17 protein-coding genes and 1 tRNA gene are annotated in these 20,569 nt (G+C 62.4%); 9 read left to right on the top strand and 9 right to left on the bottom strand.

Features of this window, described 5'->3' with window-relative positions:
• Positions 1–15: 15 nt before the first annotated feature.
• Positions 16–3,201 carry an efflux RND transporter permease subunit gene (locus QM649_RS09030; RefSeq protein WP_415198703.1) on the bottom strand — a complete coding sequence of 1,062 codons (3,186 nt, stop codon included), beginning with the start codon at positions 3,199–3,201 and terminating at the stop codon, positions 16–18.
• Positions 3,202–3,351: 150 nt separating this feature from the next.
• Here QM649_RS09030 and QM649_RS09025 point away from each other — a divergent pair, with 150 nt between their 5' ends.
• Positions 3,352–4,251: a LysR family transcriptional regulator gene (locus QM649_RS09025; protein WP_415198702.1), complete on the top strand. Its 900-nt coding sequence runs from the start codon at positions 3,352–3,354 to the stop codon at positions 4,249–4,251.
• A gap of 90 nt (positions 4,252–4,341) precedes the next feature.
• Here QM649_RS09025 and QM649_RS09020 read toward each other — a convergent pair.
• Positions 4,342–4,428 (bottom strand) — tRNA-Leu (locus QM649_RS09020).
• 193 nt (positions 4,429–4,621) lie between these two features.
• On the opposite strand from QM649_RS09020, the gene QM649_RS09015 reads away from it, so the two are divergent.
• Together QM649_RS09015 and QM649_RS09010 are read left to right on the top strand one after the other, a co-directional pair.
• A complete protein-coding gene (locus tag QM649_RS09015) occupies positions 4,622–4,855 on the top strand; it encodes a hypothetical protein (RefSeq protein WP_415198701.1) in 234 nt (77 codons plus the stop codon).
• A gap of 371 nt (positions 4,856–5,226) precedes the next feature.
• A complete protein-coding gene (locus tag QM649_RS09010; RefSeq protein WP_415198700.1) occupies positions 5,227–5,973 on the top strand; it encodes a TIGR03435 family protein in 747 nt (248 codons plus the stop codon).
• Positions 5,974–6,391: 418 nt separating this feature from the next.
• On the opposite strand, the gene QM649_RS09005 is transcribed toward QM649_RS09010, so the two are convergent.
• Positions 6,392–6,820, bottom strand: a complete 429-nt coding sequence (locus QM649_RS09005) for an OsmC family protein (RefSeq protein WP_415198699.1) — start codon at positions 6,818–6,820, stop codon at positions 6,392–6,394.
• A 465-nt stretch (positions 6,821–7,285) separates the two neighbouring features.
• Positions 7,286–8,233: a chitobiase/beta-hexosaminidase C-terminal domain-containing protein gene (locus QM649_RS09000; protein WP_415198698.1), complete on the bottom strand. Its 948-nt coding sequence runs from the start codon at positions 8,231–8,233 to the stop codon at positions 7,286–7,288.
• Positions 8,234–9,083: 850 nt separating this feature from the next.
• On the opposite strand from QM649_RS09000, the gene QM649_RS08995 reads away from it, so the two are divergent.
• The 4 genes from QM649_RS08995 to QM649_RS08980 all read left to right on the top strand — a co-directional run bounded on the left by QM649_RS08995 (position 9,084) and on the right by QM649_RS08980 (position 14,024).
• Positions 9,084–10,763: an ArnT family glycosyltransferase gene (locus QM649_RS08995; RefSeq protein ID WP_415198697.1), complete on the top strand. Its 1,680-nt coding sequence runs from the start codon at positions 9,084–9,086 to the stop codon at positions 10,761–10,763.
• Positions 10,764–11,091: 328 nt separating this feature from the next.
• On the top strand, positions 11,092–11,910 hold the full coding sequence (locus QM649_RS08990) for a TIGR03435 family protein (protein WP_415198696.1): 819 nt from the start codon (positions 11,092–11,094) through the stop codon (positions 11,908–11,910).
• A 57-nt stretch (positions 11,911–11,967) separates the two neighbouring features.
• The gene (locus QM649_RS08985) at positions 11,968–12,732 is read left to right on the top strand and encodes a TIGR03435 family protein (protein ID WP_415198695.1); all 765 of its coding nucleotides are present in this window, start codon (positions 11,968–11,970) and stop codon (positions 12,730–12,732) included.
• Between the two features lie 323 nt (positions 12,733–13,055).
• Entirely contained in the window at positions 13,056–14,024 is a 969-nt protein-coding gene (locus tag QM649_RS08980) for a DUF5715 family protein (protein WP_415198694.1), read from the top strand.
• A 162-nt stretch (positions 14,025–14,186) separates the two neighbouring features.
• On the opposite strand, the gene QM649_RS08975 is transcribed toward QM649_RS08980, so the two are convergent.
• Both QM649_RS08975 and QM649_RS08970 read right to left on the bottom strand, forming a co-directional pair.
• Positions 14,187–15,419, bottom strand: coding sequence for a TlpA family protein disulfide reductase (locus tag QM649_RS08975; protein ID WP_415198693.1), 1,233 nt, complete (start codon positions 15,417–15,419; stop codon positions 14,187–14,189).
• 165 nt (positions 15,420–15,584) lie between these two features.
• The gene (locus QM649_RS08970) at positions 15,585–15,758 is read right to left on the bottom strand and encodes a hypothetical protein (RefSeq protein WP_415198692.1); all 174 of its coding nucleotides are present in this window, start codon (positions 15,756–15,758) and stop codon (positions 15,585–15,587) included.
• Positions 15,759–15,857: 99 nt separating this feature from the next.
• Here QM649_RS08970 and QM649_RS08965 point away from each other — a divergent pair, with 99 nt between their 5' ends.
• The gene (locus QM649_RS08965) at positions 15,858–16,751 is read left to right on the top strand and encodes a type II CAAX prenyl endopeptidase Rce1 family protein (protein ID WP_415198691.1); all 894 of its coding nucleotides are present in this window, start codon (positions 15,858–15,860) and stop codon (positions 16,749–16,751) included.
• A 177-nt stretch (positions 16,752–16,928) separates the two neighbouring features.
• Here QM649_RS08965 and QM649_RS08960 read toward each other — a convergent pair whose 3' ends face one another.
• Positions 16,929–17,717, bottom strand: a complete 789-nt coding sequence (locus tag QM649_RS08960) for a CPBP family intramembrane glutamic endopeptidase (protein WP_415198690.1) — start codon at positions 17,715–17,717, stop codon at positions 16,929–16,931.
• A gap of 266 nt (positions 17,718–17,983) precedes the next feature.
• On the opposite strand from QM649_RS08960, the gene QM649_RS08955 reads away from it, so the two are divergent.
• Positions 17,984–18,616, top strand: coding sequence for a hypothetical protein (locus tag QM649_RS08955; protein WP_415198689.1), 633 nt, complete (start codon positions 17,984–17,986; stop codon positions 18,614–18,616).
• A gap of 62 nt (positions 18,617–18,678) precedes the next feature.
• Here the strand turns inward: QM649_RS08955 and QM649_RS08950 are convergent, their stop codons facing one another.
• Both QM649_RS08950 and QM649_RS08945 read right to left on the bottom strand, forming a co-directional pair.
• Positions 18,679–19,704, bottom strand: a complete 1,026-nt coding sequence (locus QM649_RS08950; RefSeq protein WP_415198688.1) for a 4,5-dihydroxyphthalate decarboxylase — start codon at positions 19,702–19,704, stop codon at positions 18,679–18,681.
• Positions 19,705–19,920: 216 nt separating this feature from the next.
• Complete coding sequence (locus tag QM649_RS08945) at positions 19,921–20,514, bottom strand: hypothetical protein (protein WP_415198687.1); 594 nt, start codon at positions 20,512–20,514, stop codon at positions 19,921–19,923.
• Positions 20,515–20,569: the final 55 nt, after the last annotated feature.

The following is a 20,569-nucleotide window of genomic DNA, read 5'->3' as shown; positions in this document are numbered from 1 at the left end:
GATCCTGTCCTGTGCCTATGCGTGCTGGGGCGCGAGAGAATTTGCCTGCTCTTCGGCGGGCGCCTTGCCCTTTTCTCCTCCGTGGAGCAGGGCGAAGACGGTGGGCACGAAGACCAGTGTGGCGACGGTGGCGCACATGAGGCCGCCGATGACGGCGCGGCCGAGCGGCGCATTCTGTTCGCCGCCGTCCCCGAGACCGAGCGCCATGGGCACCATGCCGATGATCATGGCCAGGGCCGTCATGCAGACCGGGCGGAAGCGGGTGGCGCCGGCCTCGATGGCGGCGAGGATGGGATCGTGGTGCTCGGCCAGCCGCATCTTGGCGAAGGAGACGACCAGGATGGAGTTGGAGGTGGCCACGCCCATGCACATGATGGCGCCCATCAGCGCGGGGACGCTCAACGTGGTGTGCGTAAAGAAGAGGAAGATGACGATGCCGGCCAGCGCCGCGGGCAGCGCGGTGATGATGATGAACGGGTCGAGCCAGCTCTGGAAGTTGACCACGATCAGCATGTAGACGAGCACGATGGAGAAGACCAGTCCGCCGAGCAGCGAGATGTAGGAGCTGCGCATGGTCAGGGACTGTCCGCGCAGGCTAAGGAACATGCCGCGGGGGACGTGCTTCGCCTGCTCGTCGACGATGGCCTGCACCTGCTTGGAGACGGCGCCGAGGTCGCGATCCTGCACGGCGCCGTAGATATCGACGACGCGGCGGATGTTGTACTCGCTGACGGTGGCATCCTCGTGTCCGCGATGGACGGCGGTGAGGTCTTCGAGCGTAGTGGGCGTGGCGCGCGGCGTGCCGCCTGCGGCGGAGTTGACCGGGATATTCTCAAGATCCTGCATCGAGTCCATGCGGTACTGCGGCGTCTGCGCGACGAGGTTGTAGTTCACGCCGTTCTTGTAATTCAGGAAGAACATGGGCGTGATCTGGAAGCTGCCGCTTAACGTGTTCAGCATACTCTGGGCCACGTCACGCGCGGTGTATCCGCCCTGTTCGGCCTTGGTGCGGTCGACGTCCACATCGAGGGTGGGGTAATCGAGCGGCTCCTGGACGCGGAGATCGACGAGACCCGGAACCTGGCGCAGCTTCTGCATCATGGCTGCGGCCACCTGGGTGCTCGATTCCATATCGTTGGCCTGGATCTGGATGTCGATGGGCGCGGGCAGACCGAAGTTCAGGATCTGCGTGGTGATGTCGGCCGGCAGGAAGTAGAACATGGTGCCGGGGAACTTCTTGGGCAACTCTTCACGCAGGGTACGGATGTAGTTCGCCGTAGGATGGTGGTCTTCATGGAGCGAGACGAGGATATCCACGTCCGACGCGCCGATGGAGCCGTTGGTCATGTGCATGGTGTTCATCGGGCTGTAAGGCAGGCCGATGTTGTCGAGGATATTGTCGAGCTCGTCGTGCGGAATCGTCTTGCGGAGGGAGTCTTCCACCTCATCGGCGAGACGCGCCGTCTCTTCGATACGCAGGCCGGTGCGGCCGCGCATGTGCAGGATGAACTCACCCGAATCGGTCTGGGGGAAGAAGTCCTGGCCAAGGAACGGCAGCAGCAGGAAGGCGCAGCAGCAGAGCAGCAGGAAGACGGGGATGAAGGCCTTGCGCAGGAAGACCAGGCGCGTGAGCAGCGTCTCATAGCTGGAGCGCACCTTCTCGAACTGGCGCTCGAAACCGCGCTGGAAGAGCGTGAAAGGATTGCGCGTGTGGCCGGTGTGCTTGTGACGCAGCAGGTACATGGCCAGCGTGGGCACCAGCGTACGCGACAGGATGTAGGAGGCGATCATGGCGAAGATGACCGCCTCGGCCAGCGGCGTGAAGAGATACTTCGACACGCCGTTGAGGAAGAACATAGGCAGGAAGACGATGCAGATGCAGAGCGTCGAAACAAGAGCAGGTACAGCAATCTGGGCGGCGCCGTCGAGGATGGCTTCGCGCATCTCGTAGCCGTTCTCGAGGAAGCGCTCGATGTTCTCGATGGTGACGGTGGCGTCGTCGACGAGGATGCCGACGGCGAGCGCGAGGCCGCCGAGGGTCATGGTGTTGATGGTCTCGCCGATCATGCTCAGCACGATCACCGAGGTGAGGATCGAGAGCGGGATGGAGACGGCGATGATGACCGTGGAGCGCCAGCTGCCGAGGAAGAGCAGGATCATCAGGCCGGTGAGCGCAGCGGCGATGACGGCTTCGCGAATCACGCCCTGAACCGCGGCGCGAACGAAGACGCTCTGATCGGCGATGGGCGTCATCTTGACGGCAGGCGGTACGAGTTGGGCGACGCGCGGCAGCAGACCGCGGATGCCGGAGACGACCGCGAGCGTCGAGGCGCTGCCACCCTTGATGATGCTGATGAGCACGCCGCGGCGGCCATCCTGGCGGACGATGTTGGTCTGGAAGGCGGCGCCGTTGGAGACGGTGGAGACATCACGCAGATAAACCATGGCGCCGTTTACCTGCTTGATGGGCAGCATCTCGAGCTCGGGAATGGTGCGGGGCGCGGCATTGGAGCGGACGTCGTACTCGAGCGGTCCGATCTTGGCGGTGCCGGAGGGCAGCACGACGCTGCCGTTCTGGAGCGCGGTCAGAACGTCGCCGGGCGATACGCCCTTGGACTGCATCTTCTCCTGGTCCATGCTGACGGTGATCTGCGCCTGCTTGCCGCCGTAGACCTGGGGAATGACGGCACCGGGCACGGTGACGAGCGCGGGGCGGATGAAGTTCTGGGCGTAGTCGTTGAGCTGCTGCTCGTTGAGGCCCTCGCCGGAGATGCCGAGCTGAATGATGGGCACGCTCGAAGCGGAGAAGTTGATGATCTCAGGCGGCAGGGTGCCGGGAGGCAGCTGGCGAAGCATGTACTGCGATGCGGCGGTGACCTGGGCGTTCGCGGTATCGAGGCTGGCGCCGGGCTGGAGGTAGACCTTGACCACGGCGACGCCGTTATAGCTGACCGATTCGGTGTGTTCGATATTGTCGACCAGCGTGGTCAGCGCTTTTTCGTAGGGCGCGACGAGGCGGCCTTCCATCTCCTCCGGGTTCAGGCCGGTGTACTGCCAGGCGACGGAGACGACGGGGATGTTGATGTTCGGAAAGATGTCGGTCGGCGTCCTGAGGATCACCACCGGCGCCATGATCAGAATGAGCAGGGCCAGGATGATGAAGGTGTAGGGACGATCGAGAGCTAATTTAACGATCCACACTGTAAGGGAGGTCTCCTTGCTACGGCAGCCCGGCGCTCATCGGAAAAACCGCTGTGTCTATTTTGACCCAGTTTTCTGACATTGGATTCGCACTTTATTCCGCTTGCAGCAATCGGAAATTCCGATTGATTATCAAGTAAAATTTTTCCGATGGAACTAAGACACCTGCGTTACTTCACGGTCGTGGCCGAGACCGGCGGCTTCGGACGCGCGGCAAGGATGCTGCACGTCGCACAGTCGGCGATCAGCGAGCAGATCCGCGACCTCGAGCGGGAGCTCGGAGTCTCGCTCTTCAATCGGGAGAACCGTCGGGTACGGCTGACGCATGAGGGCGAGCAGTTCCTCGAGGATGCGCGGACTGTTCTGGACGCGGCCAACCGCGCGGTGACGAATATGCAGCGCTCGCAGCGCGGCGAGCTGGGCAAGCTGACGGTGGGCTTTTTCGTCGGCGGCATGGGCCCGTTCTTCTCGTCGATCATCCGCGAGTTTCGCCGGGTGTATCCGGGCATCCAGGTTTCGCTGGTGGAGATGGCGCCGGGCATGCAGTACCAGGCGCTGCAGGCGGGCAGCATCGACGTGAGCTTCACGCGCGCGCTGCCGGCGATCCACGCCTCGCAGCTGCGCTCCGAGCCGCTGCGCAACGAACCGTTCTACGCGGTGCTGCTGCGGACGCATCCGCTGGCGCGGAAGAAGACGATCTCGATCCGTGAGCTCTCCGAGGAGACCTTCGTGCTGAACGACCGGCGGTATTCCCCGGCGGTGTTCGACAAGGTGATTACGCTGTGCACCGAGGCCGGCTTTTCGCCGAAGATCGGCGCGACGGGGAGCGTGTCGTCAGGGGTGATTGCGCTGGTGGAGGCGGGCGAGGGGGTCGCGATTCTGCCCCAGGGATCGCGGATTTTGAGCAGCAGCGATATTGTGTGGATCCCGCTGTCCGACAAGGACGCGGTCATCGATATGGTTCTGGCCTGGTCGCCGAAGCTGGAGCAGCCGGCGCTGCGGTCGTTCCTGGAACTGGTGCGGCGCAGGCGGAAGCAGGTAGGGATTTAGGAATTTGCCCGTAAAAGGCGAAAATCGCTTTTCAGCGATTTTGAGAGAGCCTTATTTTTGCCTTGAAGCAGAGGCTGCTTCGTAAATGAATGGTGCCGAAGAGAGGACTCGAACCTCCACACCCTTGCGAGTACATGGACCTGAACCATGCGCGTCTGCCAATTCCGCCACTTCGGCATACATGTGGTATCCAGCGGTTGTTTCTACTGGACTGGCAGTGAGTCTTAGTGTTGCAGAGGCGGGCGCTAATGTCAAACGGCTGTGACTTTTGCGGCGGGAAATCCGAATTTAGATACGACGAAAAATCGGAAGGATGCATCGTAGTGCGAAGAAAACGATTTTGTCATGTCTCGGGGAGTAGTGTCCGCGTATGAGCCAGCAAGCTGATCTTCCGCCCATTCCAGTGGAACAGGCGCAACAGATCCGGGTGTATTCGCACGATCTCAGCAACGCGCTGGAAATCATCATCCAGACCAGCTACCTGCTGGGCACCCTCGACCTGGGCGAACACGGCGAGCAATGGCGCAAGCTTCTGGACGACGGCGTGCAGCAGGCCGCGCGGGTCAACCGCAATCTCCGCGAATACATTCACCACAACAGCTAACTGCTCCGCGCCGGACGAGGACTGGCCGTCCAGGCCTTTCGTTTTCGTCCTCCGCTCCCTTTGGTCGCGAGGTTGGCGTTTGTGCGGGTATCGGGGTGAGAACTGCGGGTTCCTCCACTTCGCTCGCGTTGCTCGCTTCGGTCGGAATGACAAATCTGCTTTAGAGTTTGTGCTTCCCCACTCAAGCCAAAACCGGGCTTGAATGGGCCACCCGAGGGGAAGCGCGACCAGCGGGAGCGCAGGCCGAAGGCGGATCGCCCTGCGCGGAGCAGCCCTGAGCCCTGTTTTTTCTCTGGAACAGCTGTGCCTTCTCGTATGCTCTTCAGTCAAAGGGCTGGGGGATATCCATGCGCGCTTTGCTGGTTGCGGGAATGAGCTGTCTGTTGATGGTGTCGGCCGTGGCCCAGGAGGCCGCTCCGACTGCGCTGAAGTATGACGTTGCCACCGTGAAGGAAAACAAGTCTGCCTCGCAGATGACGATGATCAACTTTCAGGTAGGCGACATGCTGCAGGTGGAGAACGCGACTCTGAAGATCATGCTCTCGGAGGCTTTCCATCGCCATCCTTACCTGATCGAAGGCGTACCGAAGTGGGCAGAGAGCCAGCGGTTCGATGTGCAGGCGAAGATCCTGGACCAGACGCCGGAGCAGATCAAGGCTCTGACGGAGGATCAGCGGCGGGCCATGTTCGCGGCGGTGCTCGAAGAGCGGTTTCACCTGAAGACGCACTGGGAGACGCGCGAGAAGCCCGAATACGACCTGGTCGTCGCGAAGGGCGGCAGCAGGCTGCAGGCAAGCACCGCGGGCGGGCCTTCGAGCATGATCAGCCCAGTGGGCCTGAAGGCCTCCGGGACTACGGTAGCGCAGCTGGCCAACGCCTTCGCCATGATCCTGCAGCAGCAGGTGATCGACAAAACCGGGCTTGCCGGAAAGTATGACGTGGAGATGCAATGGGCGCCTCTGAACTCGCGCGGCGGCTCGGACGACGCGCCTGCAGATAGCACCGCGCCCTCTGTTTACACGGCGGTCAAGGAGACGCTGGGGTTGGAGCTGAAGCCCACGCACGGTCCGGAGCAGGTGCTGGTGGTGGATAGCGCCGAAGCTCCTACTGTCGACTAACTGCTTCGCGCAGGGCGGGACTGGCCGTCCAGGCAATCTCCTTCGGCTGCTTCGCGCAGGGCGGACCACCTTCGGCCTCCGCTCCCTTTGGTCGCGATCCGGGGTCCGTTTCTTCCCGCCCAGGCGGAGCTTGTACGGGGCACCGTCTGGCTTCTCGCTTGGCTGAGGAGAACTGCAGGTTCCTCCACTTCGCGAGACAAAAGACGTCTCGCTTCGGTCGGAATGACAGGTTTGTTTTGGATTTCGTGCTTACCCACTCAAGCCAAAACCGGGTTTGAATGGGCCATCAGTTTGGAGTCGCGACCAGGGGGAGCGGCAGCCGAAGGCGGATCGCCCTGCGCGCAGCCGCCCTGAAAAAGAAGACGCCGCAGCCTGGTTGGGCTGCGGCGTTTCCGGGTCGCGCGCCTGCGCGGAGGGGTTAGGCGAGCTTGGCGTCGAGGGTGATCTCGGTGTTGCCCTGGAAGAGGCGCGAGATGGGGCAGCCGGCCTTGGCGTTGTTGGCCGCGGTCTCGAAGGCCGCTTCGGTCGCGCCGGGGACCTTGGCGCGGGTCACGAGCGTGATGTGGGTGATGGTGAAGCCGGCGTCGGTCTTCTCGAACTTGACGTGGGCGGTGGTCTCCAGCGACTCGGGGGTGAGGTTGGCCTGGCCGAGCTGTGCGCTCAGGGCCATGGTGAAGCAGCCGGCGTGGGCGGCGGCGATGAGCTCTTCGGGGTTGGTGCCGATGCCGTTCTCAAAACGGGTGCCGAACGAATACTGAGTCTCCTTGAGGACTCCGCTCTGCGTCGAGATGACGCCCTTTCCGTCCTTCAGTCCGCCGTTCCAAACGGCGCTCGCGGTGCGCTCCATAACTGCTCTCCTTTTTCTGTCAGGAGTCCCTGGGCCGTGTCTCTGGACCCAGCTTTCGGACTCCGGGGGGTTGTTGCCAGTGATTGGATGCGGGGCCGGGGGAGGAACTCCGGAAACCCCGCCAGAACCTGAGTCGCTTCGGGCAAGGATGCCGGCGAAGCGCGGCGCAGTGCCGCGTCTAGAGCATAACCAAAGCCACGTCCCCGGTCGAGGGACTGGCCGTCCATGCCTCTCGCCTTCGGCTGCTTCTCGCAGGGCGACGACTGGCCGTCCATGCCTTTCGCCTTCGGCCTCCGCTCCCGCTGGTCGCGAGCCGGGGTCCGTATCTTCCCGCCCAAGCGGAGCTTGGACGGGGCACCCGTGTTCTCGCTGATGCGGAGAGCAGCAGGTTCCTCCGCATCAGCGAGCCGGGAGTGGTTCCCACGTCTCAGAATCGAGACGTGGGGCACCCGTGTTTTGCAGCGGCTATTGTGTGGACAGGCTTTCTTCAGCCGGTGGTTTTGTGATGGATGCCTTCAGCCGGGTGCCCGCTGGGATGAGCGCGTCTCCGCCGTGCACGGTGAGGGCGGCGAAGGGAATGAAGCCCAGTGCGCCTGCCCTGGCGGTGCGATCGGCGCCCTCCATGGTTTCCGCGCCGCGCAGCGAGATGATTTCGCCGCCGGGAGGATGAATGGACTGCACGGCGAAGCTCAATACGCCGGGCAGGCCTGCGATGTGGGAGTTATCCACCTGGGTAACGACGGCCTGTACGGGAGTGCCTTTTGGCGCCAGCAGTTTTCCGTCTACGAGCAGATCCTCGGCCAGTGCGATCGGCAAAGGGTCGCCGACTTTCTTTCCTCGCGAGGTGACGGCTTCCGTAAAGACCAATGGCAGTCTGGCTCCTTCGGTCAGGCTGCTGAGCTGGAGGGCCGTCTTTTGTGCAGAGACCTCGGACACAGGCGTTGCCCCGCCGGGAACCGTGACCGGAAAGACGAGGACACGGCTGCGCTGTCCTCCGGGAGCAATGGCGATGGCCCGTATCACGCCGCTGTGGCGGATGGTGACCGGCCCCATGTAGCGCGATGAGATCGCGGTGGGTGTCCATCCGTCGGTGGTGTAGAAGATCGATGCGCCGCGCGAGGCGTCCTGCATTTCCACGAGGATGGTTCCCGGATCCTTCCCGGCGGTTTGTTTCAGGCGGGGCGTGCGCAGGGCAAGCTGGTAGCCGGCCAGGTTCTGGTTTGTATTCTGGGCCAGCTGCTGCTGGTTGATGAGATCGACGTTCTGTTGTGCCGTCTGCTGCGCCTGGAGCGCCTGCTGCTGCATGATCTGGATGGATTGCTGCTGCACGATTTGTTGCGTGGCATCCTGGGCGAGTGCGGCTTTGCCTGCAAGTACGAAGAAAGACAAGACCAGCCAACTGCTGCAGCGCATGACTGCCTCCCGAAAGGAGCACAGAGCGCGCCTTTCTGCACGGGTAGACGGGAGCGTTTCCCTGTAGGTTTCATGCTGCTTCCTTTGATCGCGATCCCGGGTCTGTTCCTTCCCGCCCAAGCGGAGCCTGGACGGGGCACCCTTGTTCTCGCTTATGCAGAGAACAGCAGGTTCCTCTACTGCGCTCGCTTTGCTCGCTTCGGTCGGAATGACAGCTAGTTCGCGTAGGGCGATTCGCCTTCGGCCTCCCGCTGGTCGCAGTCCTGCTTATGCTTTATCTGAGCCCTGTTATGCCCCCACTCAAGCCGCATACGGCGCGGCTTGCATGGGCCACCGTCGGGGATTGCGCGGGCCCCGGGCTGGATCGCGGTAAGCTTTTGTCGTGGCGGAAGAGATACATCCTGGATCGCGACCAGCGGGAGCGGAGGCCGATGGCATCCGGCCCTGCGCGCAGCAAGCCGAAGGCGGAGAGCCTGGGCAGCCAGCCCCGGAGCATCATTCGCTGTTTTGCCCGAATTGCTCAAGCCGGCTCTACTCGCAGCGGTGCAAGCTGCTGTGCGCGGAGTGCGGCTATTACCTGAGCTGCGCCGATTATTATTAAAGAGTACGGATCGATGTGCCGGTTTGAAGCGGCTTGTCCCCACGCAGGCTGCAGGCATGGCTGTCCCGCAGGCTCGAAATGTGTGCGATCGGGATGCGGGGATTTCCGCTTTACGTTCCAGGCAGGCAGACGGAAAGAAGATCGCGACCATCGGGAGCGGAAACCGTAGGCATGTCGCACGACGCGCAGTGGCCGTTCGTTTTTTAAGAAACATTGATGGTGTGCAGGGTTTTGACGGGACAGGCGTGTGTGCGCCGCTCCTGTATTTCGGGTTGTGTGCGGAAGGGCTGGGGATTGGGCTACGAATCGACAGAGCGGCAACGCGTAGAGCGCAATGGGCTGAAGACGCTGGGCTGGGGGCTGTGGCTGGCCGCGGTGCTGGCGCTGGTGGCCATGCATACGGTACATCTGCGCGCGGACTTCCCGAACTTCTCGCCCTGGATGGACTACGCCAAGTACACCGATGAGGGCTGGTACGGCAAGGCGGCGATCGAGCACAAGGTGCTGGGTCACTGGTACGTGCATGGGGACTTCAATCCCAGCGTGGCTCTGCCGGTGCTGCCGGCGATGGAGTGGGTGCTCTTCCACTTCACGGGCGTGAACCTGGTGGCGGTGCGGCTGCTGGTGCTGGCGGCCTTCGCGGCGAATCTGGTGCTGGTGTACATGCTGGTGCGGGTGGAGAGCCGGGCGTGGGGCGCTTCGCGGCAGACCGCGACGGTGTCGGCGATGCTGGCGGTGACGGTGCTGGCGGCGAGTGCGTTCCTGTATGCCTTCAGCCGGCTGGCGATCCTCGAACCGCTGCTGGTGCTGTTCCTGCTCATTGGCTGGCGACTGGCGATGGCGCTGCGGCGCGCGGAGGGCCCGGCGCAGACGGCGGTGTGGTCGATCCTGCTGGGGCTCACGTTGTGCCTGATGATCCTGACGAAGACGACGGCGATCTTCCTTATGCCTTCGGTGCTGTGGATGCTGTGGGATGGGCGGCTGCTGCCGAGCCTGCGCCGCGCGGTGCTGACGGGTGTGGCCGCGGCGGTGCCGTGGCTGCTCTATTACGGACTGTTCGTGCGGCCGCGCTATCTCTACGACTACCACTATCTCTTTGCCTCGAACCAGTGGCCGCAGCCGGATACGGTGTCGGGCTGGCTGTGGGCCTTCTGGTACGCGGTGCATGGCGCGGTGTGGATCAGCGGCTGGCTGTGTGTGCTGATGCTGGCGCTGGTTGTTGCGACGGCGTTCTTCGCGCGCGGCTTCTGGCGGAGCCGGCTGGTGCAGGCGGCGTGGATGGCCATCGGCGGCTATATCTTCTTCATCGGCTGGCATGACAACATGCAGCCGCGCTACTACCAGGTGGTGGCGTATCCGCTGGCGATGCTTGTGGGACTGGCCGTCCAGGCGTTGCGCCTTCGGCACCCGCTCCCGTCGGTCGCGAAGTTGGAGTCGTTCTCTCGTGTTCGCAGCTTGCGCGGACTGGCGTGGGCGGCGATGCTGGTGGTGGTGGCAGGTTCTGTTTTCGATGCGCGCGAAGGGCTCTACTGGGCGCGGCATCCGCAGTACACGTTTCTGAGTGCGGCCGAGGGCGTGACGCAGTATATCGACACGCATCCGAACGGCAAGCGGCTGCTGCTCTCGATTTCGGGCGACGACATCACGCTGATCACGCACCTGCCGGCGATCTGCGATGACTACGGGACCTACGATCTGCCGATGCGCATTCATCAGTATCAGCCGGGGTGGTACGCGGCGTGGAACGAAGTCGATCCGGGCACGCTCGAGGATCTGCACACGCAGTACTCGCTCGAACAGGTGGCGGAGTTCGATGCCTTCGACGACGAGGACCGCGACAAGCTGATTCTCTACAAGCTGCATCCGCTGCCGAAGCAGAAGCAGACCTTCGACCTGGCGATGGAGAAGGCGGACAACGCGGGCAAGTAAGGACTGGCCGTCCAGGCCTTTCGCCTTCGGCCACTGCGCGTGGCGCGATCCGCCTTCGGCCACTACGCGATCCGCCTCCGGCCACTGCGCGATCCGCCTCCGGCCTCCGCTCCCGTTGGTCGCGATCCTGTATTTCCGCTTGCTTGAGAGATCTGCAGGTTCCTCCACTGCGCGAGACGAAAAGCGTCTCGCTTCGGTCGGAATGACAGACTTGTTTTTATGCTCTTGTCGGAACCTTGATTTCGAGCAGGATGCGTGGAGGGCGCGTCCATCCGGCATGCGCTCTCACGAGTTCGTCGCCATGAGGCAGCATGGTAGATTCAACGCCATGCGGACCTCCTGCTCGCGTGCGTTCTCCGCCTTCCTGCTTCTTGTCTGCTGCGCCGCTCCTCTGGTGGCGCAGTCTGCCGCATACGATCAGAATCCTGACCCTTGCAGCGCCTTTTCTCTCACGCCGGACCCTGCGTATGTCTTCGACGTGGCGGCGATCAAGCCGGGCGATCCTTCGGAGAAAATGCCCCAAATAGGTGCGAACCAGTATGGCAGGTGGGATGTGGAGGACATAGATATCGGACACCTGATAGAGGACGCCTATGGTGTCGCCTCATATCAGGTGGAAGGCTTGCCGAAGGTGCTTCGTGACCAGCTCTATGACATCCATGCGAAAACGCTCCATGCTCTGGATGGTGGTCCGGTTACGAAATATGACCGCAATGAACAGAAGCGCATGCAGGCGCTGCTGGCAGATCGCTTTGGGCTTAAGCTGAGCTGCCGCGTGGGGCAGCATAAGACCGCGATCCTGTACCGCGATCCGAAGCATGCCGCTCCGGCTGTCTCGACGGTGACAGGGAAGGGTAGTGGATGGCGAAACGGCCATGGCGCCGTGAGCGGGAAAGGCGCTCCTTTTCGTGCTGTCGTCGATGCTGCGGCCTGGACATTACAGGAGAAGGTCGAGGACGATACCGCGCTCACCGGAATCTACAACTTCGACATGCATTGGACGCCGATCGGGGAAGAGAGCAACGATCCGGATGCGAAGTCCTTCGAGGAAGTGCTGTACGAGACCTTCGGCGTGCGGGTGAAGCACGAGATGCGGCCGATCGCGATCCTCGTAGTGGAGCAGGCGCACGCGCCGCAGTTCGATTAGGTTCACATCGCATTTGCGGAGAATCCGCGGCTGGTCCTCGCTGATAGGATCGTCGGCATGCGAAACGACCACATGCCGGCGTTGTTCCTGCTGGCGGTGTTGTCAGCAGCAACAGTCCATGGACAATCTCCTGCCGTGGGACAATCTTCTGGCGCGAAGGCAGAGTTCGCAGTGACTTCAGTAAAACCTGCGCCGGCCGAGAGAGGTGGCCAGCTTCTGCTGGACTACTGCCGGACAGACGGGAGCTTTGCCGTGGCTGGCGCGCCGCTCATCTGGTCTCTGGCATACGCCTTCGAGCAGCCGGAGTATGCGATTGCCGGAGTGCCGGACTGGCTTACCCGATTCGCGACCTATGACATCGAAGCCAAGCCTGAGGCGGCCGTCGATAACGGGCAGTGCCGGGCGATGCTGCGTACGCTGTTCGCAGAGCGCTTTCAATTGGCGACACATCAGGAGAAGCGGCCAGCCGCCGTCTATTTTCTGAGAGAAGATCCGAAGGGCTCGAAGCTGAGGCCGGGCGGCGGAGTGCATCTGAACAGCTCGGTCCAGGTGGATGCGCATGGCGCGCAGCAGTGGCCGGATGGCTGGACGATGGCGGAGCTGGCGGTGCACCTCTCGGACTGGTTAAGCCGCCCGGTGATCGACGATACCGGCCTGAGCGGGAAGTTTGGCATTACGCTCGACTATTCGCGCAGCGAGAACGATGGGCGTCCGGACCTCATCACCGCGGTGCGGGAGCAACTCGGGCTCAGGCTTGTTCCGGGAAAAGCGCCGGTCGAGATGCTGGTGATTGACGGCATCCGGAAACCCGATCCCAACTGAGGGGTGAGCTGTGGGGCCTTGGCTTGGTTGAGGAGAACCACAGGTTCCTCCACTCCGCTCGCTTTGCTCGCTCCGGTCGGAATGACAGATCTTTTGAGATTCGAGTGAGACCCACCCATGACGAATGGCATGTCATGGGTGGGGCACCCGGCTACTTATTCCTTGCGCGCGGCCAGAGGGAGCGATGCCGAAGGCGGATCGCCGTGCGCGAAGCAGCTGGGCTCGGGGAGGAACCCGGTTGGCTACTTCTCATTGTGGGCAGGGTTGGATAGGCTGAAGTTGCTCTGATTGATTCTCCGCGAGGCTCCTTGCGGTTTTGCCTCATGCGGTTCTATTTCCGGGTCACGCTGGCGGCATTGCTGTGCAGCGGGATCACGTTCTCTGCCTACGCCACCACCACGACGCGCCGGGGCTCAGCCCACGGCCATACCGCGCATGGCCAGAAAAAGCCGGCGCAGACGGCTTCCTCGAAGACCACAGGACAGAAGGTTTCCGCGCATAAGGCGGCGACTCCGGTGGCGCGGCGCTCCTCGCGGAGCCGCGCGAGTGCTCCCGTGGCCGAGACGGTGTCTCTGCATGGCGGCCGGCGGGCGCGGCAGCGGGAACGGCTGATTGCGGCGCATCGGCGCCCGGCGCGGATTGCTCCTGTGCGGACCGAGGTGGCGGACGCGATCCCCGCGGCTCCCCTGTCGCACTGGGCGATTCTTCCCCCGCTGGTGGGTTCGCACGCTTCGCTGGTGCGGCAGAATACGCGCACCGAGGCGGACGGCCTGACGCGCATTGAAAACGACGCACAGCTGAACGAGATGCGGCAGCAGGGCGCGCTGGTGGAGATCCCGGTGAGCATGCAGCTGCGCGTGAATGAAGACCTGCCGATGAACCGGCGGTACTGCCGTCCGTGGACGGCGCGCTTCCTCGATGACCTGGCGCGGGCACACGCGGCGCGCTTCCATCGCAGCCTGCAGGTGAACTCGGCTGTGCGCACGGTGGAGTATCAGCGGCATCTGCAACTGGTGAACGGCAATGCCGCGCCGGCCGAAGGAGACATCGCCTCGCCGCACCTGACCGGAGCGACGATCGACATCGCGAAGAAGGGGCTCTCGACTTCGGAGGTCTCGTGGATGCGGGCGTACTTGTATCCGCTGGAAGAGGCGGGCAAGATCGACGTGGAGGAGGAGTTCTACCAGTCCTGCTTCCACATCACGGTGTACAAGTCTTACGAACCGGGCGCGGCGAAGCCGGGGCTGGTGCCTGCGTCGGTGCTGGCAGAGCGATTGACTACGAATCCATAAGCCAGAGGTTCGAATCTGTGAAGAAAAAGGCAGGGGCTGCGGCCGCTGCCTTCTTGCTTTGCCAGTTATAGGTCGGTGGAGAGCCAGGAGATGTCGAGTACCAAGGCGACACGACTCTTTGCTCTGGTTCACCTTACGCAAGTAAGAGGTCGATTCCAGGGATTACTTTTTGAGCTGAGTGAGCACTGGTTTGAGCTGCTTCGATAGTTCGTCCTCCCCGCTGTATGCGCCAACCCGATAAGTGCTGATCCTGCCTCGGGCATCGAGGATCGCGTTGCGTGGAATGCTGCCTCCAGCGAAGAAGGTATTTATCGCGGAATGATCGTTCGCAATATCCGGATCTGTGACGAAAGTGAACTTGAACTCTGGATGTTTACGCACGAATTCCTGAATGTGCAGACGCGAATCCTGCACTGCGATGGCGATGATTCTCAGGTCGTTGGGGTGCCGCTCGAGCGCTGATTGAAAGAGAGACATCTCCTCGATGCAAGGCGCGCACCATGATGCCCAGAGAGTTACAACTGCCGTTTTTCCTTGTAAATGAGAGAAGGATGTTCGCTGGCCGTCTGCTGCCAGCAGATCGAAGTCTGGGGCCTGATCGCCGACATGTAGTGTGGCTGCGCTCGATACCTTCAGCGGTTTTGTCCCGGCAGATTTTGGATTTTGTACCACGCTTTCCCTCCGAGATGGAACCGGAGCAGGGAGGCTGGGCAGGTGAGTAAAGCTGCCGTCCGGCACCGCGCGCAAGAGCGCGATGTCGGAGAAGATCCATCGATCGGTGAGAACTGTTTTTCCTTCGATGATGCGGAAGCTCTGAAGAGAGCGTGGCAGGCCCGTTTTTACGGAGATCCAGAAGAATGTTGTTTTACTTCCAATCCCATCCTGAGAGAGCGACGTGATGTCGACGACATCGCATAAGTCGCCCTCGACATCATCCTGGCCGGCGAAGACAGCGTCAGAGGTGCGGTAGGTCGAGGCATCAAACGCTCCAAGAGTCGGGAGTGCATCGCTGCTGGGCCGGTCCATCATTGCACGGGCTGGCCCTTCCGTCCGCTTTCCCTCATCTATAGTCTGCGTCCGTTCTCCATCGGAGAGCGCGAACTCCAGTACCTGTGAGTTCTCAGCAGGAAGGAATCTTGCTTCATACCGCGAAGGCTGGCGTGTTGCAGCGAGAACATCGGTGCGGCCGGAGGCAATGGAGTCGTCCGGTGTGACTGGATGAGCCGGGATGCGCTCCACTGTGTAGCGTACGGCCTGCGGCTCTTCGAGCACACGTGTCGTGCGTTGCAGAACCTCTATGGCCTTATTTGGGGGCGGAGCCGTTGATCCGATCTGTTCGCCGTGCCCATGGAGCACAGCTCCTGCCAAAGCCAGAACCATCAGAAACCGATTCATAAGTAGCCCGTCTACAGATGAAATGCGAGAGGATGTGATGCGAGCTTCGGGTTTGGATCGTTTCCAGTAATAGCATGACGCGCCAGCGGGCATCGGGTTTAAGCGTCGGTGGCAAGCCGGGAGATATCGAGTGTATCGAGCCAGCTGCGGCGGACGGGGTCCGGATTACCGGTGGTCTGGTGAAAGACCTGCTGCATGGGCATCCGCAATACCCAGCTTGTGCGCCCGGCTCACCGGGTCGCTGTCGCTCACGTGCTTCTTTCTTTCGGCAAGATGAAGGAAGGCTTCGTAGAGCGGCTCCAGCTGTTGCATGGGGATCTGGAGCTCCAGTTCGGCCATGCGATGCAGCAGTCCGTGGCGTCCGGAGTGTTGAGAGCGACAGGTGGATACACGCAGTCAAGAAGGGGACATGGGGGCTGCCTATCTTATGATCGGGACGTGACGAGTCCCTGGCTTCATCCTGTTGTTCTGAGCGCGGCGATCCTGGCGCTGGCCCCGCTGTTCTGGTTCGGTTTCGCGGGTGAGGCAGGTGTGGCGCGGCTGCGCGCGCGGCTTTCTTCCCTGCCTTTGCGGATGCTGCTGCCGGCGGTGCTGGCGATTCCTTATCTCCTGGTGGCTGTGCCTGCGGGCGTGTTCGGATGGTCATGGTTCGCGGTGTATCTGCTGGCTCCGGTTGCGGTGGCGTGCTGCCTGGAGTGGGTGGCGCGGCGCGATCCGCAGCAGCGCGGGCACTGGCTCGAGTTCGTAGTGCTCTTTGCGCTGGGGCTGGCGGTGGATCTGCGATGGCTGGAGCCGGCTTGGCCTCGCGGAATTGCGGCCTTCGGCAAGATCCTGCTGCTCGATGCCGGGTTGTACGGCTTCCTCGTGGTGCGCGGGCTTACCGGCGTAGGCTTCGATCTGCGGCTGCGCTGGAGCGATTGGAGGACCGGCCTGCGGGAGTGGTGCTTTTATGCGCCGATCGCGATTCCGCTGGGGCTTTGGCTGGGATTTCTGCATATTCACTGGCCGCCGAAGCATCCGCTGTTGGCGCTGCCGATGTGGCTGTTTACCTTTGTGCTGATCGCGCTGCCGGAGGAGATCTTCTTTCGCGGCTGGATGCAGAACCTGCTCGAACGGCGGATCGGACGCGGCGGTGCGCTCGCGGTGACGGCGGCGCTCTTTGGGCTCTCCCACTTCAACAAGCGAACGCACTTCTTCAACTGGCAGTATGTGCTGCTGGCGGCGCTGGCCGGTGTCTTTTATGGGGGGGCGTGGCGGGAGAGGCGGCGGATCGGCGCATCGGCGATTACGCACGCCACGGTGGACACGCTCTGGGGCCTGCTGCTGCGCTAGGGATTGGCCGTCCAGGCTTTTTCGCCTTCGTCACTGCGCGTGGCGCGGATCGCCTTCGGCCTCCGCTCCCTTTGGTCACGGGCGTGATTTTTTGCCCTGGTTTGCGAACTGCAGGTTCCTCCACTCCGCTCGCTCAGCTCGCTTCGGTCGGAATGACAGTGTTTTGAAACCCTGGAATCAGTGTGCGGAGGGCAACGGCGGTAGCTGGATCGGCTGCTGACCTGACGCGTGCGGACCGTGCATGCGGCCGTAGGGCGGCCAGTGCGGATGGTAGTGCAGGTAGGCGAGGCCGACGCGCATGTGGTGGTCGATGCGTCCGGGTACGGTGAGTGCGATGGTGATGCCCAGGATGGCGTGCGCGATTCCCAGCGTGTAGAGATTGCGATAGCGAAGGAAGAGCAGGCAGGAGAGCCATCCCCAGACGAGGGTGAGCGCGGTAAGGATGGGGCTGGGCAGGTGTGCGAGCGCGAAGAGCGCGGCGGATACGACGGCGGCGGCTCGTGTGCCGGTGGGCGTGGCGGGGACGAGGCGACGCAGGCGCGCGAAGAAATAATCCTGCAGGAGAAATTGCTGAACGAGAGCCCAGAGCGCATATCCCGCGAAGCGGAAGTGCAGCAGCATGGGCACAGCGTTGCGGTGGAGGGTGTGCAGGTGCGCGGCGACGGCGGCTTCGATCAGCGCAAGGAGGAGCGCGACTGCGGGAACCCAGAGCGAGCGCAGGAAGCCGCCGAGTGTGAAGCCCATCTCCCGCAGTGGCCTGCGTCGGGCGATGCTGATGCCGAGCACGACCACCAGTGCGGACCAGTAGCAGACGCGCTGCGCGGGACCCTCTGTCCATAGCACGGAGACGATCAGGGCGTAGCCGATGGTGAGCTCGAGGGCGTCGCGCAGGCGGCCACCGTTGCGGTGGGCCGTCTCAGGGGAAGAGGCATTGCCGGAAGAGCTCAGCGGTACAGCGAAAGACATATGGGTAAAGACGGGAATCTGCGCAGGATGTCTCCGGATGTCGTGTGGCATTGCGTAAACACGATGCGAAAGAGCGCCGGATTTGCGCGACGCAGCAGGAGACGTTTGGTTACATGGAAATCGGTGTGGGACTCATGATGGATTCCCTGTGGGAAACCATACCCAACCATTGGAGAGCGATCCCACTCTCTGTGAACAGGACGTGAATTTATACGAGCGCCGCAGTACGGCGCGGCGTTCTGAGGTTGGGACCCATGAAGTACACCATGCTTTCGGCTGCAGCGATTGCAGCATGCTTTTCCTTATCCGCCATGGCGCAGCAGGCAGATTCCAGTGCAGCGGGAGACTCTTCCAGTTCGACAACCATGACAGCGCAGATGACGTCGGCGCCTGCTCCTGCCCCGAAGCAGGTCATGCTGCAGCCGGTGCCGACGGTGGCTTTCTCCGCGGGCTTCAGCTATCTGCAGACGGACCTGCAGGACACGCCGGCGGTCGCGAACAGCTATACGATCGGCTGGTATGCGATGCCGCAGTACTATTTCACGAAGCACTTGAGCGCGATTGCCGAGTTCGACGACCTGGGCAACTATCACGCGCATGCCGGTGAGAATGTGCGCGCCTTCCTGGGCGGTCCGGAGTGGACCTTCGCGCCGATGCATCACCTGCAGCCGTTCGTCTTCGCGGAAGGCGGCGCGGTGCGCGACTCGAAGGACTACGGCGTGAACTGGATGGCGTCGACGGCGGGCGGCTTCGGCTTCAACACCAAGGTCTCGAGGACGATCAGCTTCCAGCTGATTCCCGCGGAGTATGTAGCCTCGAAGCAGACCGACGGCGACTGGAGCGGAAACTTCATGGCCAAGGCTGGATTCACGTTCAACGGGTTCAAGTGGAAGCGATAGAGCCTGGCGCAGGGCGGGACCTACGGGGTCCCGTCCTGCGGGTCTGTGTTTTGTATCGGCGCTTACGTTTGAAGTAGTTCCGGAACGAATATTTCTTCGAGGGAAAAGCGCCGGCTGGTGATGCCCTGTTCGTAGTGGTAGCGCAGGACGGCTTCGAGGGCCTTGCGGTTGGCTTCGATCCCATACGGCCACCAATCGCTGCCGAGGATCTCCTTGTCAGTGTCGATACGGTGCGTGAGCCAGGGAATCATGTTGGCCATGTTGTTGAAGATGCGGCCGAACTCGTATTGCTTCACGGCCTCGTCTTTGGCTTCGCAGAAGCCCTTGTAGATGATTTGCGCGAGGCCGGGGCTTTGCGCCAGCACATCGCGCCGGATGACGACGGTGTGCATGATGGGGAAGATGCCGGTGCGCTGGTAATAGGCGCGCTCGACGTCGGGGTAGTCGGGAAAGAGGCGCGTGACATTCGGCGAGTTCTCGAGGATGCACTTCGGGTTGTCGGCTGAGATGAGCGCGTCGATTTCGCCGGAGTCGAGCATGGCTCCGAGCTCCTTGCCTTCGGCAATATCGCTGACCGCGACGTTCTCCGGATGCGGTTTCGCGACGAAGTCGATCGGCTTCATGGGCCAGTCGAGTCCGCCGACGATCCAGCGGCAGCTCTCGGGCCGGAAGCCGTGCTCGTCCATGAGCATGCCTTTGGCCATGATGCCGGCGTCGTGGCTGTACAGCGCCAGCTCGCCGATGGTCTTTCCGTTCAGGTCCGAGGGTGTCCGGATGCCGCTGGCCTTGTTCACGTAGATGGCCGCATGGCGGAAGGCGCGGTTGGGAAAGACCGGAATGGCGACGAAGGGTGACTGCGATCCCTGAAAGGTGCGCAGAAAGTAGGTCAGGCCTAGTTCGGAGACCTGGTATTTTCCGTGGACCGCGCCCTCGAATATCTCTGTCACGATCTTCGCGCTATGGAAGGTGGTGTCGACGCCGGGGATTTTCACCCTGCCGTCCGCAAGAGCCTGGGTGCGGTCGTAATTCCAGAAGGCGATGTCGAGAGGGAGATGAGAGCGAGGATCGGACCGCTTGGGTTCGGACATGAGGGGATCCTTCCCTGGGGTTGGCCATTCGGTTTGTAGGATCGATGCCGACTTGCTGTAAGACCGACCTTGGTTCGTGCGAAGAGAACTGCAGGTTCCTTCGCTTCGCTCACTTGGTTCGCTTCGGTCGGAATGACAACTTCTGAAGAGAGGTAGCTCCGCTCCCGCTGGATCGCGACCAGCGGAAGCGGAGGCAAAAGGCCTGGACGGCCAGTCCTACTGCGGCAGGTTGGTGGCCGGGGCGCTGGCGGCAGATGGGTTCACGTTGGTGACCTGCCAGCCATCGCTGCTCTTGGTCAGGGTTGCGGTGGCGGTCTGCTGGCCCGAGCTGTCGGTGGCGATCTTGGGGAAGGCCGTCGTGATCTCGGTGGACTTGGCCCAGTCGGCGAGCGAGGCCACGTCGTAGTGGTAATTCACGGTGTATTGCGTGGCGTCGGGGTTGTCGCTTGGGGTGTAGGTATCGATGGACTTCACCTCGAGATGGCCGTAGCAGAAGTTGCCGTAGCCGGGCTGGCTCTGATCGGCGGTCCAGGTGGAGCGGCCCTTGTCGGTAAGGTCATAGTCGTTGACCTGCTTGGAGCCGATGAGGAACCGCTTCTTCTCCTGCGAGCTGCGCTGGAGGAGGCCGGCGTCGGTGAGTGCGTCGAAGCCCTTGGTCTGCTCGTCGTTCGAGGTGTCGGCCTGGGCGGGCAGCTTCTCCGAACTGGACCAGACGCAGCGCGGATAGGTGCTGTAGTAGTGGTTGATGGCCGACTCGAAGGCCGTCTTGTCGACGATGTTGGTTTTACGGCAGCCGGCTCCGACGAGCAAAAGGCTACAGGCGGCTAAGCTAAAGACCCGTTTTGCATGCATTGCTGAGACTCTC

It is taken from the genome of Silvibacterium sp. (assembly GCF_047605705.1).
Lineage (GTDB): Bacteria > Acidobacteriota > Terriglobia > Terriglobales > Acidobacteriaceae > Silvibacterium.
The sequence above is the reverse complement of the archived record's forward strand: the minus strand, read 5'-3'. Positions and strand labels throughout refer to the sequence as shown.

Coding starts and splice junctions, on each gene's coding strand:
- QM649_RS09025 (WP_415198702.1), top strand. CDS start 3,352: ATGGAACTAAGACACCTGCGTTACTTCACGGTCGTGGCCGAGACCGGC.
- QM649_RS09010 (WP_415198700.1), top strand. CDS start 5,227: ATGAGCTGTCTGTTGATGGTGTCGGCCGTGGCCCAGGAGGCCGCTCCG.
- QM649_RS09000 (WP_415198698.1), bottom strand. CDS start 8,233: ATGCGCTGCAGCAGTTGGCTGGTCTTGTCTTTCTTCGTACTTGCAGGC.
- QM649_RS08985 (WP_415198695.1), top strand. CDS start 11,968: ATGCGAAACGACCACATGCCGGCGTTGTTCCTGCTGGCGGTGTTGTCA.
- QM649_RS08970 (WP_415198692.1), bottom strand. CDS start 15,758: ATGGCCGAACTGGAGCTCCAGATCCCCATGCAACAGCTGGAGCCGCTC.
- QM649_RS08950 (WP_415198688.1), bottom strand. CDS start 19,704: ATGTCCGAACCCAAGCGGTCCGATCCTCGCTCTCATCTCCCTCTCGAC.
- QM649_RS08990 (WP_415198696.1), top strand. CDS start 11,092: ATGCGGACCTCCTGCTCGCGTGCGTTCTCCGCCTTCCTGCTTCTTGTC.
- QM649_RS08980 (WP_415198694.1), top strand. CDS start 13,056: ATGCGGTTCTATTTCCGGGTCACGCTGGCGGCATTGCTGTGCAGCGGG.
- QM649_RS08955 (WP_415198689.1), top strand. CDS start 17,984: ATGCTTTCGGCTGCAGCGATTGCAGCATGCTTTTCCTTATCCGCCATG.
- QM649_RS08975 (WP_415198693.1), bottom strand. CDS start 15,419: ATGAATCGGTTTCTGATGGTTCTGGCTTTGGCAGGAGCTGTGCTCCAT.
- QM649_RS09015 (WP_415198701.1), top strand. CDS start 4,622: ATGAGCCAGCAAGCTGATCTTCCGCCCATTCCAGTGGAACAGGCGCAA.
- QM649_RS08960 (WP_415198690.1), bottom strand. CDS start 17,717: ATGTCTTTCGCTGTACCGCTGAGCTCTTCCGGCAATGCCTCTTCCCCT.
- QM649_RS09005 (WP_415198699.1), bottom strand. CDS start 6,820: ATGGAGCGCACCGCGAGCGCCGTTTGGAACGGCGGACTGAAGGACGGA.